Annotated in this window: 14 protein-coding genes; 3 read left to right on the top strand and 11 right to left on the bottom strand. The window is 72.0% G+C overall.

Going from position 1 to position 14,696, the window contains the following annotated elements:
• Nucleotides 1–412: 412 nt before the first annotated feature.
• The 4 genes from ACFV9T_RS41375 to ACFV9T_RS41360 form a co-directional block, all read right to left on the bottom strand.
• A complete protein-coding gene (locus ACFV9T_RS41375) occupies nt 413–1,441 on the bottom strand; it encodes a 6-phosphofructokinase (RefSeq protein WP_385448726.1) in 1,029 nt (342 codons plus the stop codon).
• 172 nt (nt 1,442–1,613) lie between these two features.
• Nucleotides 1,614–2,300 carry a response regulator gene (locus ACFV9T_RS41370; protein ID WP_385448723.1) on the bottom strand — a complete coding sequence of 229 codons (687 nt, stop codon included), beginning with the start codon at nt 2,298–2,300 and terminating at the stop codon, nt 1,614–1,616.
• Nucleotides 2,297–3,571, bottom strand: coding sequence for a MacS family sensor histidine kinase (gene macS / locus ACFV9T_RS41365; protein ID WP_385448732.1), 1,275 nt, complete (start codon nt 3,569–3,571; stop codon nt 2,297–2,299). Before macS ends, ACFV9T_RS41370 begins: the two co-directional genes overlap by 4 nt.
• Nucleotides 3,572–3,636: 65 nt before the next feature.
• Nucleotides 3,637–4,437 (bottom strand): lysophospholipid acyltransferase family protein, encoded by an 801-nt coding sequence (locus ACFV9T_RS41360; protein WP_385448729.1) that lies wholly within the window; start codon nt 4,435–4,437, stop codon nt 3,637–3,639.
• A gap of 126 nt (nt 4,438–4,563) precedes the next feature.
• On the opposite strand from ACFV9T_RS41360, the gene ACFV9T_RS41355 reads away from it, so the two are divergent.
• Nucleotides 4,564–5,379, top strand: a complete 816-nt coding sequence (locus ACFV9T_RS41355) for an alpha/beta hydrolase (RefSeq protein WP_385448721.1) — start codon at nt 4,564–4,566, stop codon at nt 5,377–5,379.
• Nucleotides 5,372–6,070, top strand: a complete 699-nt coding sequence (locus ACFV9T_RS41350; RefSeq protein WP_385448719.1) for a hypothetical protein — start codon at nt 5,372–5,374, stop codon at nt 6,068–6,070. The genes ACFV9T_RS41355 and ACFV9T_RS41350 overlap by 8 nt, the downstream gene beginning before the upstream one ends.
• A 34-nt stretch (nt 6,071–6,104) precedes the next feature.
• Here ACFV9T_RS41350 and ACFV9T_RS41345 read toward each other — a convergent pair whose 3' ends face one another.
• From ACFV9T_RS41345 to ACFV9T_RS41320, 6 genes are all read right to left on the bottom strand, one after another.
• A complete protein-coding gene (locus ACFV9T_RS41345; protein WP_385448717.1) occupies nt 6,105–6,881 on the bottom strand; it encodes an endonuclease/exonuclease/phosphatase family protein in 777 nt (258 codons plus the stop codon).
• A 22-nt stretch (nt 6,882–6,903) separates the two neighbouring features.
• Complete coding sequence (locus ACFV9T_RS41340) at nt 6,904–7,845, bottom strand: ROK family glucokinase (RefSeq protein WP_385448715.1); 942 nt, start codon at nt 7,843–7,845, stop codon at nt 6,904–6,906.
• Nucleotides 7,846–7,902: 57 nt separating this feature from the next.
• Nucleotides 7,903–8,391: a DUF5304 domain-containing protein gene (locus ACFV9T_RS41335; protein ID WP_385448712.1), complete on the bottom strand. Its 489-nt coding sequence runs from the start codon at nt 8,389–8,391 to the stop codon at nt 7,903–7,905.
• Nucleotides 8,392–8,498: 107 nt separating this feature from the next.
• Nucleotides 8,499–9,866 (bottom strand): ArsA family ATPase, encoded by a 1,368-nt coding sequence (locus tag ACFV9T_RS41330; protein ID WP_385448710.1) that lies wholly within the window; start codon nt 9,864–9,866, stop codon nt 8,499–8,501.
• A gap of 172 nt (nt 9,867–10,038) precedes the next feature.
• Nucleotides 10,039–10,476: an SRPBCC family protein gene (locus ACFV9T_RS41325; protein ID WP_385448707.1), complete on the bottom strand. Its 438-nt coding sequence runs from the start codon at nt 10,474–10,476 to the stop codon at nt 10,039–10,041.
• A 66-nt stretch (nt 10,477–10,542) separates the two neighbouring features.
• Complete coding sequence (locus ACFV9T_RS41320; protein WP_385448704.1) at nt 10,543–11,313, bottom strand: metallophosphoesterase; 771 nt, start codon at nt 11,311–11,313, stop codon at nt 10,543–10,545.
• Between the two features lie 252 nt (nt 11,314–11,565).
• Between ACFV9T_RS41320 and ACFV9T_RS41315 the strand changes: the two genes are divergently transcribed.
• Nucleotides 11,566–13,362 (top strand): AMP-dependent synthetase/ligase, encoded by a 1,797-nt coding sequence (locus ACFV9T_RS41315; RefSeq protein WP_385448701.1) that lies wholly within the window; start codon nt 11,566–11,568, stop codon nt 13,360–13,362.
• 63 nt (nt 13,363–13,425) lie between these two features.
• On the opposite strand, the gene ACFV9T_RS41310 is transcribed toward ACFV9T_RS41315, so the two are convergent.
• Nucleotides 13,426–14,568, bottom strand: coding sequence for a glycosyltransferase family 4 protein (locus tag ACFV9T_RS41310; protein ID WP_385448698.1), 1,143 nt, complete (start codon nt 14,566–14,568; stop codon nt 13,426–13,428).
• Nucleotides 14,569–14,696 lie beyond the last annotated feature (128 nt).

Here is a 14,696-nt window from a genome sequence, read left to right as displayed (position 1 = left end):
CGCCGGAGAGGCTGGGATGTCCTGGCCAGGGCGGGGATGTTCCGGCCAGGGCTGGGGTCTCCCGGAGGGGTGGGCGGCGGTCCCTGGACGGGCTGGTGACGAGCGCGCCGCCCGGTAGCCCGCTCCCGCAACGGCCGGGCCATGTCGACCCGGTTGTGGGCAATCGTTCCGCCGGGGGGCACCTCCCAGCGGTAGCTGGGGGAGGAACGGGTGGGCACAACCCGGCCACCGGGCCGCACCCGGCCACGAATCCCCAGGCCCCGCCCCAGGCGCGCCCGGCCACCGGGGCGCGCCACGCTGCGAACCCCCAGGTACCGGGCCCGGGAACCGCTCCCGGAGCGGTCGGGGGCCGGGGCAGCGCCCCGGTTCGGGTAGGGGCGGGGTGGGGGGCGTGCCGCGCAGCGGCCGTCGGTCAGCCGAAGAAGACCTCCGCTTCCGCGTACAGCGACGGGTCCACCGTCTTGAGGCGGGCCGTCGCTTCGGCCAGCGGGACGCGGACGATGTCCGTGCCGCGTAGCGCGACCATCTGGCCGAAGTCCTCGTCACGGACCGCGTCGATCGCGTGCAGACCGAAGCGGGTCGCGAGCCACCGGTCGAAGGCACTCGGGGTGCCACCCCGCTGGACGTGGCCCAGCACAGTCGTCCGGGCCTCCTTGCCCGTGCGCCGCTCGATCTCCTTGGCCAGCCATTCCCCGATCCCGGAGAGCCGGACGTGACCGAAGGAGTCCAGGGAGTCGTCCTTCAGGACCGCATCGCGGTCCTTCGGCATCGCCCCCTCCGCAACGACCACGATCGGCGCGTAGCGGATCTTGAAGCGGGATTCGACCCACGCGCAGATGCGGTCGACGTCGAAGCGCTGCTCAGGGATGAGGATGACGTTGGCACCCCCGGCGAGCCCCGCGTGGAGGGCGATCCAGCCCGCGTGGCGGCCCATCACCTCCACCACCAGGACCCGCATATGGGATTCGGCGGTGGTGTGGAGGCGGTCGATCGCCTCCGTCGCGATGTTGACGGCCGTGTCGAAGCCGAAGGTGTAGTCCGTGGCGGAGAGGTCGTTGTCGATGGTCTTCGGGACGCCGACGCACGCGATGCCGTAGTCGCCGGAGAGCCGGGCGGCGACCCCGAGAGTGTCCTCGCCGCCGATCGCGATGAGCGCGTCGACCTCCTGCTTGGCCAGGGTCTCCTTGACCCGGCGGACGCCGTCCTCGCTGTTGAAGGGGTTGGTGCGGGACGATCCGAGGATGGTGCCTCCGCGCGGCAGGATGCCGCGTACCGCGCGGATGTCGAGGGGAACGGTGTCGTTCTGGAGGGGACCGCGCCAGCCGTCCCGGAAGCCGACGAAGTCGTAGCCGTATTCCTGCACGCCCTTACGGACGACGGCGCGGATGACCGCGTTGAGCCCGGGGCAGTCGCCGCCGCCGGTGAGCACTCCGACCCGCATCCTTTTCATCCCTTCTGCCGCTGAAATCCCGGAAATCCCGAGATGGGGCCCGGTACGGGGCCACGCTAACGGTGATCCAGGTCACAGGGGATGGGGCGGATGGTGATTCCTGTGGATAACAAGGGAGTTGAGGGAGAAGTTCACCCGTTCGAGCGGCGGGCCGCCGAAGGGCTCAGGCGTCGTCCAGCCCGGCCTCGATGGCGTACCGCACCAGCTCCACCCGGTTGTGCAGCTGAAGCTTGCCCAGGGTGTTCTGCACATGGTTCTGCACGGTGCGGTGGGAGATCACCAGGCGCTCGGCGATCTGCTTGTACGAGAGCCCCTTGGCCACCAGCCGCAGCACCTCCGTCTCCCGCTCGGTGAGCTGCGGGACGACCGGCTGGTCGGCGGTGGCGGGGGCGGGCTCGCTGGCCAGCCGCCGGTACTCGCCGAGCACCAGACCGGCGAGGCCCGGGGTGAACACGGCGTCGCCCACGGCGGTACGGCGCACCGCGTCGATCAGCTCTTCCGTACTGGCCGACTTCACCAGATAGCCCGTGGCGCCGGACTTGACCGCCTCCAGGACGTCCGCGTGCTCGCCGCTCGCGGAGAGCACCAGCACCCGCAGCTTGGGGTGGGCGGCGACGACCTCCTTGCAGACCTCGACGCCCGGCAGCCCGGGCAGGTTGAGGTCGAGCACCAGGACATCGGGCTCGGCGGCCTTGGCCCGGCGGACCGCCTGGGGCCCGTCCCCGGCGGTGGCGACCACGTCGAACCCGGCCTCGGACAGGTCGCGGGCGACGGCGTCGCGCCACATCGGGTGGTCGTCCACCACCATCACCGTCACCGTCGGTTCGGCTTCCCGGACGTCGTCGGTCATCGTGCGCTCATTCCCTTCGTCGTCACCGCAGGCTTCGGAACTGTCAGCTCCACTTCGGTGCCCTGCCCCGGCGCCGAGATCCACTCGGCGGTACCGCCGAGGTCCCGCAGCCGCCCCCGGATCGACAGGGCGACGCCGAGCCGCCCTTCCCGCTCGGCGTCGGCGAGCCTGCCCTCCGGGATGCCGGGGCCGTCGTCCCGGACGGTGACCATCACCGCGCTCGGCTCGTCCTCCAGCAGGATCCAGGCCCGCGCCCCGTCCCCCGCGTGCACCCGCACATTGTCCAGCGCGGCACCGACAGCGGCCGCCAACTCCCCCGCCGCGGCCGCCGTGAGGAGCACCGGGGCGCCCGGTTCGGAGAAGGTGACCTGGGACCCGGCGTGCGGGGCGAGCAGCGCCCGTACGTCGCACGGCTCGTCGGCGTCCTCGGGCAGGGCGTTCGCGCGCAGGGCGTCCAGGGGAGCGCACGGCGGTACCGGGGTCGTGGCCTCCGTACGGTCACGGTCGTCAGCGGCGTCACCCGTACGGCCACCACCCGTACGGTCGTCCGCCGCACCGCGCGGCGGGGTGACCAGACCGGTGGCCACCAGCGACCGCAGCGCGATCTCCTGCTCCCCCGCCATCCGGCCCAGTTCGGCCGCCTCGCCGCCGATCGCCGCGCCCCGGCGCTGCACCATGGCCAGCACCTGGAGCACGCTGTCGTGGATGTCCCGGGCCAGCCGCTCCCGTTCACGCGTCGCCGCCTCGATGCGCAGCGCGCGCTCCAGGGTGCGTTCACTGGCGCGGGCGACCTCCACGACGTACCCGATGGCCACGCTCGCCACCCACACCAGCATCAGCATGTGGACGGTGTCCTGGGCGAACCCGCCGCGTTCGATGATGTTGGCCGCGCAGACGACGGTCGACGCCCACGCGGCCCACCGCCAGCCGCCCTTGATGGCGAAGCCGAGGACCGCGCCCGCCGTCCATATGGAGGGCAGCGTGGGCGTGCCCTCGACGATGCGGTCGTGGGTGTCGACGAGCGGGGTGAGCAGGATGCCGGTGATCGCGACGCCGAGGTCGCCGATCAGGAAGCGCCGGGTGCAGCGCTCGGCCGAGGAGACCATGCGGAAGGTCAGCGCCGTCCACAGGGTGAGCACCGCCATATAGGCGGCGGCGCCCAGCGGATGGTCGTAGTCGTGGAAGGAGTAGACGAAGAGGCAGAGCGCGTAGACCAGGGTGAGCACCCGGTAGGCCGTCAGCGCCTGCCACAGCGGCTGCTCCACGGACATGCGTACGACACGCTCGCGCTTGGGCTGCAGCGCCAACTTCCCCCCACCCCCGGGTCCGGCGCGACCTACGCCCCGGTCTTGTCCCTGTCCTTGCTGTTGCTGTCGCTGTCGTCGCTCTTGTCGTCCGCGCCCTCGTCCACGGCCTTCTCGGCCTTCTCGGCCTTGTCCGCCTTCTCGGCCTTCTTACGGGCCGCCTCCGCGTCCGCGATCTGCCGCTTGGCGGCGGTCGCGTAGACGTCGACGTACTCCTGGCCGGACAGCTTCATGATCTCGTACATGACCTCGTCGGTCACCGAGCGCAGGATGAAGCGGTCGCCGTCCATGCCGTGGTAGCGGCTGAAGTCCAGCGGTTTGCCGATCTTGATGCCCGGGCGCATCAGCTTGGGCATCACCTTGCCGGGCGGCTGGATCTTCTCGGTGTCGATCATCGCGACCGGGATCACCGGCGCGCCCGTCGCCAGCGCGACCCGGGCGAGACCGCCGGGCTTGCCCCGGTAGAGCCGACCGTCCGGCGAGCGCGTGCCCTCCGGGTAGATGCCGAACAGCTCACCGCGCTTGATGACCTCGATCCCGGCCTTGATCGCGGCCTCGCCCGCCCCCCTGCTGCCCGAGCGGTCCACGGGAAGCTGGCCGACGCCCTTGAAGAACGCCGCCGTCAGCCTGCCCTTGATCCCCGGAGTGGTGAAGTACTCCTGCTTGGCGATGAACGTGACCTTCCGGTCGAGCATCGCGGGCAGGAAGAAGGAGTCGGAGAAGGAGAGGTGGTTGCTCGCGAGGATGGCCGGACCCTCGGATGGGATGTTTTCCAATCCCTCCACCCAGGGCCGGAAGGCAAGCTTCAACGTGCCACCCACCGACAGCTTCATTGCACCGTAGAACAACCGAGAACCTCCTGTATCCGACGAGGAGACCTTAACCTGCCTACCCCCGGTGCGGCGCGCCGCGTACGCTGAGGTCCCGTTGACCGCTTCACCACCGAACGGAGATGCGTGGTGCCGCTCCTCCCCGGAGCCGAGCCGTTCCGCCACGACGGCGGAGAGATCGGCGTCCTCGTCTGTCACGGCTTCACCGGTTCCCCGCAGTCGGTGCGCCCCTGGGCCGAGCACCTCGCCCGGCGCGGGCTGACCGTCTCGCTTCCGCTCCTCCCCGGCCATGGGACCCGCTGGCAGGATCTCGCCGTCACCGGGTGGCAGGACTGGTACGCCGAGGTCGACCGGGAGCTGCGGGCGCTGCGCGAGCGGTGCGCCCGGGTCTTCGTCTGCGGGCTGTCGATGGGCGGCGCCCTCGCGCTGCGGCTGGCCGCCCAGCACGGCTCCGAGATCAGTGGCGTCGTCGTGGTGAATCCGGCCAACCGGATCCACGATCCGCTGGCCGTGGCCCTTCCGGTGCTGCGTCATCTGGTGCCCTCCGTCAAGGGAATCGCGAGCGACATCGCCAAGCCGGGTTCCCAGGAATGGGGCTATGACCGGATGCCGCTACACGCCGTCCACTCGATGCGCCGCTTCTACCGGGTGGTCGACGCCGAACTGCCGCAGGTGACCCAGCCGCTGCTGGTGATGCACAGCCCGCAGGACCATGTGGTGCCGTCGGCCGACTCCGAGCGCATCCTGAGCCAGGTCTCGTCCCGGGACGTCACAGAACACCTGCTGGAGCGCAGCTACCACGTGGCGACGCTGGACTACGACGCCGAGTTCATCTTCGAGGAGACGGACACGTTCATCACCCGGCTGACCGCGGGTATGGGAGAGGACAACGGGACCGGACCCGGTGACGTCAGCGGGAAGGAGGGGGCGGCGGCCAGTGGCTGAGCGCGATTCGAACGAGAACGAGGCGGGGGCGCGCCGGGACGACGACGCCGCCTTCGCGGCGATCGTCGCCGCGTACGGGGAGGAGCCGCCGGACCCGCCGGAGGCGGAGCGGTGGCCCGCGGCCAAGGACCTGACGGAGAAGTGGGGCCGCGAGGACTCCCGGCGTGAGGACTCCCGCCGCAACGACCCGCTGAACGAGCTGGACGACGAACTGAGCGGCAGCCCGGGCGAACGCTTCGAGGACGACTTCGACCCCGACGTCGAGGACGACCGTCCGGGCGGGGCGGCGCCGGACACCCTCACCAAGGCCGACGAGGGCGATAAGACGGGCAAGGGTGACAAGCCCGTCGGGAGCTTCATCGTGTACGCGCCGGGCGTGGGCCCGCGCGACTGGGACGCCGAGGAGCCCTCCGAGGGCGACTTCGACGAGACCGACGAGGGCCACTTCGTCCCGCCCGAGCCGCCGCCGCTCCCCGAGTCCGACACCACGTCCCGGTTCGCCTGGCTGGGCGTGCTGGGCGGGCCGCTGCTGCTGCTCGGCGTGGTGCTGTTCCGGGTGGAGCTGACCTGGTGGATCACGACGCTGGGCGTCGGCGGGTTCCTCGGCGGCTTCGTCACGCTGGTGATGCGGATGAAGGACAGCGACGACGAGGGCGAGGACGACGACCCGGGGCGCGGCGCCGTCGTCTGACCCCAGGCGGGATGTCGTCTGACCCCAGGCGGGATTACGAGGCCGCGCGCGGCAGCCGGAGCGCGGCCAGGACCGGAAGGTGGTCCGTGGCCGCCCTCAGGTCCGCGTCGGCGACGCCGGGCAGCCCGGACGGCACCCCACAGCCGATGATCTCGATGCCGTCGGACGCGAACAGCGCGTCGATGCGGCGGCGCGGATCGCCCGGGTCGAAGGTGGCCTCGCTCCCCCACGGCTCGGTGGCCCAGCCGTCCCGCAGCGTTCCGGCGATGCGGCGGAAGGCGCGGCCGTCCGGCTGCTCGTTGATGTCCCCGGCGGCGACGGCGTACGGCGCGCCGAGCGCGGTGATCCGGTCCAGCAGCATCCCCGCCTGGTCGTAGCGCTCGGGCGCGGACAGGCTCAGATGGCAGCTGACGACGCCCAGCCTTATGCCGTCGTCGCCCCGGTGGCCGCCGCCTAAGCGCAGCACGGCGGTGGCGAAGCCCCGCCGGTGCAGGCCGGGTACGCGGGGCAGCAGGATGTCCTCGGAGCGCTCGACATGGGCGCGCAGCGAGGTGAGGATCATGGGGCCGGTGGCGGTGGCGCCGCCCGTCGCGTAGACGAGGCCGGTCTCGCGGGCCAGCCAGGCGGCGGCCTTGCGCCAGCGGAAGAAGCGCGGCGCCTCCTGGACGCAGACCACATCGGGGGCGCAGGCCCGGATCACCCGGGCCAGCGCCTCGCGGTCGTCGCGCAGCGAGCGGATGTTGTAGCTGAGCACCCGCACCACGGCCGCGTCAGGGCCGGTGGTGGAGGCGGGCAGATCCGCGAGCACCACGCGCCTCCCCGAAAGTGTCTCGTCAGCCCTGGCGGGCGAGGTCCGCGGCGCCGACAAGACCGGCCTTGCCGCCGAGCTGCGCGGCGAGCACCTGGGCGTGCGGCCGCCACTGGTTGCCGACCAGCCAGCGGCGGAACGACTTGCGGATCGGCTCCAGGACGAGATCGCCCTCGTCGGAGACCCCGCCGCCGACGATGAACGCCGACGGGTCGAAGAGCGAGGCGAGGTCGGCGAGCCCGGCGCCCGCCCAGCGGGCCAGCTCTCGGAAGGAGTCGATGGCGACCGGGTCGCCCTGGCGGGCGGCGTCGCTGATGTGCTTGCCCTCGACGCCCTCGGGGGTGCCGTCGCCGAGGCCGAGCAGGATCTCGGCGTTCTCCGGGGTGGCGGCGGCGCGCTGCTGGGCGTAACGGACCAGGGCGCGGCCGGAGGCGTACTGCTCCCAGCAGCCCTGGCTGCCGCAGCCGCACAGCAGACCGTCGGGGACGACCCTTATGTGGCCGAACTCGGCCGCGACGCCGAAGCGGCCTCGGTGCAGCTTGCCGCCGATGATGATGCCGCCGCCGAGGCCGGTGCCGAGGGTGATGCACACGACGTCGTCATGGCCCGCGCCCGCGCCGAAGCGGTACTCGCCCCACGCGGCCGCGTTCGCGTCGTTCTCGACGACGACGGGGAGGCCCACGCGCTGCTCGACCTTGTCCTTCAGCGCCTCGTGCCGCCAGTTGATGTTGGGCGCGAAGAGCACGGTGGCGCGCTTGTCGTCCACGTAACCGGCCGCGCCGATACCGACGGCCTCGACGTCATGACCGGCGCTGACCTCGCGCACCGCGTCCGCGATGGCGTCGACGACTCCCTCGGGGGTCGGCGGGGTCGATACCTTGCTCGTTTCGAGAATCGAGCCCTCTTCGTCGACCACGCCAGCCGCGATCTTCGTGCCGCCGATGTCGACGCCGATGGTGAGTCCCATGAGTCCCTCAGTTATTTGGTCGAACCCCGCCACGGCTAACGGTACCGGAGGTAGCGCTCAATCGAGGTCGATGTGTTCACTACTCGAACTCTGACCTTCGTCTCCGCGCGAAGGCCCTCCGCTCTCGCCGCTCTGGGTCCAGCGCTGCTCCTGGCCCGTCACGGCGGCCCGGTAGGCGGCGAGCAGCTCGCTTCCGGCTCCGGCGAGATGCTCGAATACGTCGGGATTGCGCTCTATGACCGGTTCAACGGCCGCCTTCGCCCCTGCGATCAACTGTTGTACGGCGCCTTCAACGGCCGTACCGGCAGCCGTGCCGGCCAGCGGTGTCTGCAGCCCGGCCAGCTTCTCGGCGACGGCGTCGGCCAGTTTGCGCAGCTCCTCGGCGGCGCTGCCCGGCTCCTCACCGCCGCCCTCCTGGGCCTTCCGCCGGGCCTTCTCGGCGGCCAGGTCCTCGGCGCAGGCCTGCTCCCAGGCGTCGGGGTCGATGTCGGTGACCGGTACGTCGGTGCCCTGGGCGTCGGCGGGGCGCTCGGTGGCATCGCTCATGGCGAACTCCTGCGGCGGGGAGGCTGGCTGCCCGGTCCGTTCGTTCAACCGGGCTTGCTCTCGACGTTACCGGAACGAGGGGCCGGGGTCAGATGCCCCGGAAGCGGTCAGGGGCGCTTCGGCCACAGGTCGGGGTCCGGGGTGAAGCGGACCTGCAGCTGACCGTCGCGCAGCCCGGCGCCGGAGACCGTGCAGCGGCGCAGCGCGGACGGCAGCGGCAGCACGCGGTGGAACGGCCCGACCGTGACGATCAGTTCGTCGCCGCGCCGGACCAGGTTCAGCCCGTCCCGGGAGGCGCCGGGCAGCGGCAACCGCCACAGCAGCACGCCCTCGTCGCCCAGCCGGTCCTCGACGGTCCACGGGTCGGGCGCCGGGCGGTCCGGACGCGGGTCGGGCGCCCCGACGGGACCGGCCAGCGCGGCCAGTCCGGCGGTGGGGCGGGGCGCGCCGCCCCCGCCGGAGACGACCACCCCGGAGACCACTCCGGAGACCACCCCGGAGACGTCACCAGCGGTGTCATCAGGGCCGCTGTCGGCGGGATCGGTGGCGTCGCCGAGGCCCTGCGGATCGCAGCCCAGATGCGGCAGCTCGCGGACCGGCGTCGCCGGTGCCCACTGCTCGTACAGGTCCTTCAGCGCGGCCTGCTGCTGCCCGGACAGCGCCCCCAGCCACGGGTCCGGGGTGCCGGTGGGCAGCAGCCGGTTGGCGACGACCGACTCCACCCGGCAGCCGTGCAGCGCGAGTCCGGCGCGGGCGGTGCGCAGCGCGCGGTCGGCGAGCGGCCCCGGGTCCACCACCAGCCGTACGGTCGTGGCCTCCGACTCCAGGACGCCCTGGACCGCGGCCAGCTCGCGCTCCCAGCGCTCGGCCGTCTCGTACAGCTTCTGCGCGGGCATCGGCATCCCGGCCAGCTGCGCCAGCATCGGCCGCAGCGCGCGGGCCGCCTGCCGCTCGGCGGGCAGCAGCCGCCGCAGATAGCGGCGCAGCTGTTCGGGCAGGGCGAGCAGGGCTACGGTCTCCGGCGCGGGCGGCAGATCGACCACCAGGACGTCCCAGCCGGTGCCGGGCGGGGCGGTCTGCGCGGCGCGCAGCGCGCGCAGCAGCGCGACCGCCTCCACGCCGGGCAGCACGGACATCTCCTCGCCGTCCAGCGGGGCCGAGCCCAGCATGTCGAGCATGCTCCGGCCACGGTCCTGGAGGGCGGTCAGTTCGTCGCGGAACCATTCGTCGGTGACGACCCGGGCGGCCCACAGCCCGGGGGTCAGCGCGACGGGTACGGACCACGGCAGCCGGTCGGCGCTGCGGCCGGGTGCGCCGCGCAGCGGGCCGATGCCGAGCAGCGCCTCGGGCGTGCCGTCCCGGTCCGCGGTGAGCAGCAGGGTGCGCTGTCCCTCGCGAGCGGCGGCGAGGGCGGTCGCGGCGGCCACGGTGGTGCGGCCCGCGCCGCCCGTACCGGTGACGAGGACCGTACGCATGAAAGGAGCCTCCGGCGGGGTGGTACGTGGGTGTGCGGTGCGGCTCCCAGTGGCCGCCCCGGCGGAGCGTACCCCGCGCCCGGCCCGCTTCCCGCCCGATGGCGACCGCGCGCCGGGCAGGCCGTGCGCCGGGCGAGGGCCGTACGCCGGGCGGGCCGTGCGCCGGAGAGGCCTAGGCGGCCTCGACGCGCTTCTTCAGGCCCGCGAGCGCCCGGTCGATGATGACCTTCTCGGCCTTGCGCTTGATCATGCCGAGCATGGGGATCTTGACGTCCACGGTGAGCTGGTACGTCACCTCGGTGCTCGTGCCACCGTCCAGCGCGGCCAGCCGGTACGAGCCGTCGAGGGTGCGCAGCATCTGCGACTTGAGCAGGGACCAGCTGACCTCGTCGGCGGTCCAGGTGTACTGGAGCGTGTAGTCGTCCTTGATGGCCCCGGCGTCGAGCACCATCCGCACCTGCTGGCCGCGCCCCTGATCGTCCTTGGTGAGGATCTCGGCCTCCTTCACCTCACCGGACCACTCCGGGTAGCGGTCGAAGTCGGCGATCACCTCCATCACGTCGGCCGGTGCCGCCTCGATCGTGATGCTCGAGCTGGTGTGTTCCGCCATCGCCGTGGCTCCTCCGTACCGGTCCGCCGCATGGGGTGTCTGCCGGTGAAGGCTATCGCGGGTGGGTCACCACTCCAGGGTCCAGGGGGTACCGGTGGAGGCGAAGTGTCCGACGTTGACACATTCGGTGGCGCCGATCCGCATGCGGCGGGCGAGCGGCTGGTGGACGTGGCCGAAGAGCGAATAGCGGGGGCGGATGGTGTGGATCGCCTCCAACAGCGCCTTGCTGCCGCGCTCGAAGCGGCGGGCGACGGTGTCGTAGCAGAGGTCCGGCGCCTCGGGCGGGATGTGAGTGCACAGCACGTCCACATCGCCCCGGCCGCCGAGCGCGGCGATCTTCTCGGCGTACGTCTCGTCGTCGATCTCGTACGGGGTGCGCATCGCCGTGCGCAAGCCGCCGCCGACGAAGCCGAAGACGAGACCGCCGATCTCGACCCGCTCGCCGTCGAGGATCGTGGTGCCGGGTTCGGCGTATTCCGGCCAGAGTCGCGGTATGTCGACATTGCCGTAGGTGGCGTACGTCGGGGCGGGAAAGGCCGCGAACAGCTCGGCGTACTGCCTGCGTACGGCGGCCTCGATGGCCGCGTTGCGGTCGAGTCCCTCCCACAGCCGGTTGCCCAGCTCGCGGGCCTCCTCGAAGCGGCGGGCGGTGCGGAGTTCGACCAGGCGGTCGGCGTTCTCGGTGCCGAAGAGGTCGGGGAAGATGCCGCGGGAGTGGTCGGCGTAGTCGAGGAAGAGGACGAGGTCACCGAGGCAGATCAGGGCGTCGGCCCCGTCGCCCGCCTTCCCGAGGTCCTGACTGTTCCCGTGCACGTCACTCACCACGTGGACTCGCATGCGTGTCACCCTAAGACCTGTGACCATCCGTCCGTAAGGTGTTCTGTTCGTAGTGACCCGCGTCCACCTGCGGTTCCTTCCGGGCTCCGGTGGCTGTCGACTAGTCTGCGGGCAGGACGAGGGCGGTGTGTGACGCATAAAACATCTGTACGGAAACCCCTATCCCGAAGCCATACCGATGGGTAACGTCCGGGCAGTCCAGCACCCCCCATTGCCCTGCAGCGGCGCCGGCGCCCATGAGGAGCAGCAGTCTTGCGCGAGTTCAGCCTTCCGGCCCTGTACGAGGTTCCGGCCGACGGCAATCTGACGGACCTCATCCAACGCAACGCGGCGCAGCACCCGGATGTGGCGGTGGTCGGCCGCAAGGTCGGCGACCGGTGGGAGGACGTCACCGCGGCGGACTTCCTGGCCGAGGTGCGCACCGCCGCCAAGGGCCTGATCGCGGCCGGGGTATCGCCGGGCGACCGGGTCGGTCTGATGTCGCGCACCCGCTACGAGTGGACGCTGCTGGACTTCGCCATCTGGAGCGCGGGCGCCATCACCGTGCCGGTGTACGAGACGAGTTCACCGGAGCAGGTGCGGTGGATCCTCAGCGACTCGGGCGCGGTCGCGGTCGTCGTCGAGACCGGGGTGCACGAGGCGGCCGTGGAGTCCGTGCGGGACACCCTGCCGGACCTCAAGCACGTCTGGCAGATCGAGGACGACGCGATCGGGACGCTGCGGGAGCTGGGTTCGGACGTCAAGGACGAGACGGTGGACGAGCGTTCCTCGCTCGCGGGCGCGGACTCCCCCGCCACCATCGTCTACACCTCGGGCACCACCGGCCGCCCCAAGGGCTGCGTCCTCTCGCACCGCAGCTTCTTCGCCGAGTGCGGGAACGCGGTGGCCCGGCTGAAACCCATCTTCGCCACCGGTGACTCCTCCGTACTGCTCTTCCTCCCGGAGGCGCACGTCTTCGGGCGGTTGGTGGAGATTTGCGCGGTCCTGGCACCGATCAAACTCGGCCATGTTTCGGACATCAAGACGCTCACCGATGAACTCGCCGCGTTCCAGCCGACCTTGGTGCTGGGCGTGCCGCGGGTCTTCGAGAAGGTCTACAACTCGGCGCGGGCCAAGGCCCAGGCCGACGGCAGGGGAAAGATCTTCGACAAGGCCGCCGACGCCGCCATCGCCTACAGCAAGGCGCTGGACACCGAGTCCGGGCCGTCCTTCGGACTCCGGCTCAAGCACCGGGTCTTCGACCGGCTGGTCTTCAGCAGGCTGCGCGCCGCCCTCGGCGGCCGCGCCACCCACGCCATCTCCGGCGGCGCGCCGCTGGGCGAGCGGCTCGGCCACTTCTACCGGGGCATCGGCTTCACGGTGCTGGAGGGCTACGGGCTGACCGAGTCCTGCGCGGCCACCACCTTCAACCCGTGGGACCGGCAGAAGATCGGCTCGGTCGGCCAGCCGATGCCGGGCACGGTGGTCCGTATCGCCGACGACGGCGAGGTGCTGCTGCACGGGGATCATCTGTTCACGGAGTACTGGAACAACGAGGCGGCGACGGCCGAGGCGCTGTCCGATGGCTGGTTCCATACCGGTGACGTCGGCGCCCTCGACGAGGACGGCTACCTCACCATCACCGGCCGCAAGAAGGAGATCATCATCACCGCGGGCGGCAAGAACGTCGCCCCCGCGGTGATCGAGGACCGCATCCGGGCGCACGCCCTGATCGCCGAGTGCATGGTCGTCGGCGACGGCCGCCCGTTCGTGGGCGCGCTGATCACCCTGGACGAGGAGTTCCTGCCCCGCTGGGCCGCCGAACACGGCAAGCCGGAGGGCGCGACGGCGGCCGACCTGTGCGAGGACGCCGAGCTGCTGGCCGAGATCCAGACGGCGGTGGACGACGGGAACGCGGCGGTCTCGAAGGCGGAGTCGGTGCGGAAGTTCCGCGTGCTGACGCAGCAGTTCACCGAGGACTCGGGGCATGTGACGCCGTCGCTGAAGCTGAAGCGGAATGTGGTGGCGAAGGATTTCGCGACGGAGATCGAGGCGCTGTACGGGGGCTGAGCCGGGCGCTTGGGGCCCGGGGCTTTTCTTGAGCCCCGGGCTCTTGTCGTTTGCCGCTTGTCGCTAGAGCAGCGAACGCAGCCGGTCGGCCAGCAGGTCCCAGCGCCAGCGCTCCTCTACCCAGGCGCGGCCTCGCTCGCCCATCCGGCGGCGCAGCGCCTCGTCCTCCAGCAGGGCCACGATCCGCTCCGCGCTCTGCTCCGCGGAGCCGCCCGGCACCACCCACCCGGTCTCGCCCTCCAGCACCGCGTCCGGTGCGCCGCCGGAGTCCCCGGCGACCACCGGAAGCCCGGTCGCGGACGCCTCCAGGTAGACGATGCCCAGGCCCTCGACGTCCAGCCCGCGCCGCCGCGTACGGCACGGCATGGCGAACACGTCGCCCGCGCCGTAGTGGGCGGGCAGTTCCGCCCAGGGCACCGGGCCGGTGAAGTGTACGGATTCGGCCACGCCCGTCGACTCGGCGAGGCGCCGCAGGTCCTTCTCGTACGGGCCGCCGCCCACGATCAGCAGCGCCGCGCTCGGCACCCGCTTCAGGATCAGCGGCATCGCCTCGATCAGCGTGTCCTGCCCCTTGCGCGGCACCAGCCGCGACACGCACACCACGACGGGCCGCTCCGTGAGCCCCAGCCTTGCCCGGATCTCGTCCCCGCCGGAGCCGGGGTGGAACGTCTTCTCGTCCACCCCCGGCGGCAGTTGCACCATGCGGGCGGCGGCCTCGGGGGTGAGCGCGTCGGCGATGCGGGAGCGGGTGTACTCGCCGAGGTAGGTGATCGTGTCCGTACCCTCGCCGATGCGGCGCAGCAGCGCGCGGGAGGCGGGGAGCTGGGCCCAGGCGGCCTCGTGCCCGTGCGTGGTCGCCACCGCCCGCCTAGCCCCTGCCGCGCGCAGCGCGGGCGCCATCAGCCCGAGCGGCGCGGCGGCGCCGAACCACACCGAGCCGCAGCCGTGCTCGCGCAGCAGCTCGGTGGCGCGGCGGGTGACGCGGGGCGTGGGCAGCAGCATCGTCGTACGGTCCCGGATGACGGGGTACGGCTGCTCGGCGTCGAAGCGGGCGGTGGCCTCCTTGCCCTCCTCGCCGTGCTTCCAGGTGGAGGCGTAGACGACGATCCGCTCCGGGTCCAGGCGGAGGGCGATGTTGTGCAGGAACGCCTGGATGCCGCCGGGGCGGGGCGGGAAGTCGTTGGTCACGAGCAGGGTCTTGTCCATCGGGCCCGACAGTACCGGGTGGGTGTGCGCGCCGTTCTACTCCCCACCCCGCCCCTACCCGACCCCGGGGCGCCGCCCCGGACCCCGCTCCTCAATCGCCGGAGGGGCTGGAGGTGCCGGGGCATGTC

This window comes from Streptomyces sp. NPDC059850, from assembly GCF_042731515.1.
GTDB lineage: Bacteria > Actinomycetota > Actinomycetes > Streptomycetales > Streptomycetaceae > Streptomyces.
The sequence above is the reverse complement of the archived record's forward strand: the minus strand, read 5'-3'. Positions and strand labels throughout refer to the sequence as shown.

What these genes read in the sequence shown, in the direction of transcription:
- ACFV9T_RS41375 (WP_385448726.1), bottom strand. Translation starts at nt 1,441, where the DNA reads ATGCGGGTCGGAGTGCTCACCGGCGGCGGCGACTGCCCCGGGCTCAAC.
- ACFV9T_RS41370 (WP_385448723.1), bottom strand. Translation starts at nt 2,300, where the DNA reads ATGACCGACGACGTCCGGGAAGCCGAACCGACGGTGACGGTGATGGTG.
- macS (WP_385448732.1), bottom strand. Translation starts at nt 3,571, where the DNA reads ATGTCCGTGGAGCAGCCGCTGTGGCAGGCGCTGACGGCCTACCGGGTG.
- ACFV9T_RS41360 (WP_385448729.1), bottom strand. Translation starts at nt 4,437, where the DNA reads ATGAAGCTGTCGGTGGGTGGCACGTTGAAGCTTGCCTTCCGGCCCTGG.
- ACFV9T_RS41340 (WP_385448715.1), bottom strand. Translation starts at nt 7,845, where the DNA reads ATGGGACTCACCATCGGCGTCGACATCGGCGGCACGAAGATCGCGGCT.
- ACFV9T_RS41335 (WP_385448712.1), bottom strand. Translation starts at nt 8,391, where the DNA reads ATGAGCGATGCCACCGAGCGCCCCGCCGACGCCCAGGGCACCGACGTA.
- ACFV9T_RS41330 (WP_385448710.1), bottom strand. Translation starts at nt 9,866, where the DNA reads ATGCGTACGGTCCTCGTCACCGGTACGGGCGGCGCGGGCCGCACCACC.
- ACFV9T_RS41325 (WP_385448707.1), bottom strand. Translation starts at nt 10,476, where the DNA reads ATGGCGGAACACACCAGCTCGAGCATCACGATCGAGGCGGCACCGGCC.
- ACFV9T_RS41320 (WP_385448704.1), bottom strand. Translation starts at nt 11,313, where the DNA reads ATGCGAGTCCACGTGGTGAGTGACGTGCACGGGAACAGTCAGGACCTC.
- ACFV9T_RS41310 (WP_385448698.1), bottom strand. Translation starts at nt 14,568, where the DNA reads ATGGACAAGACCCTGCTCGTGACCAACGACTTCCCGCCCCGCCCCGGC.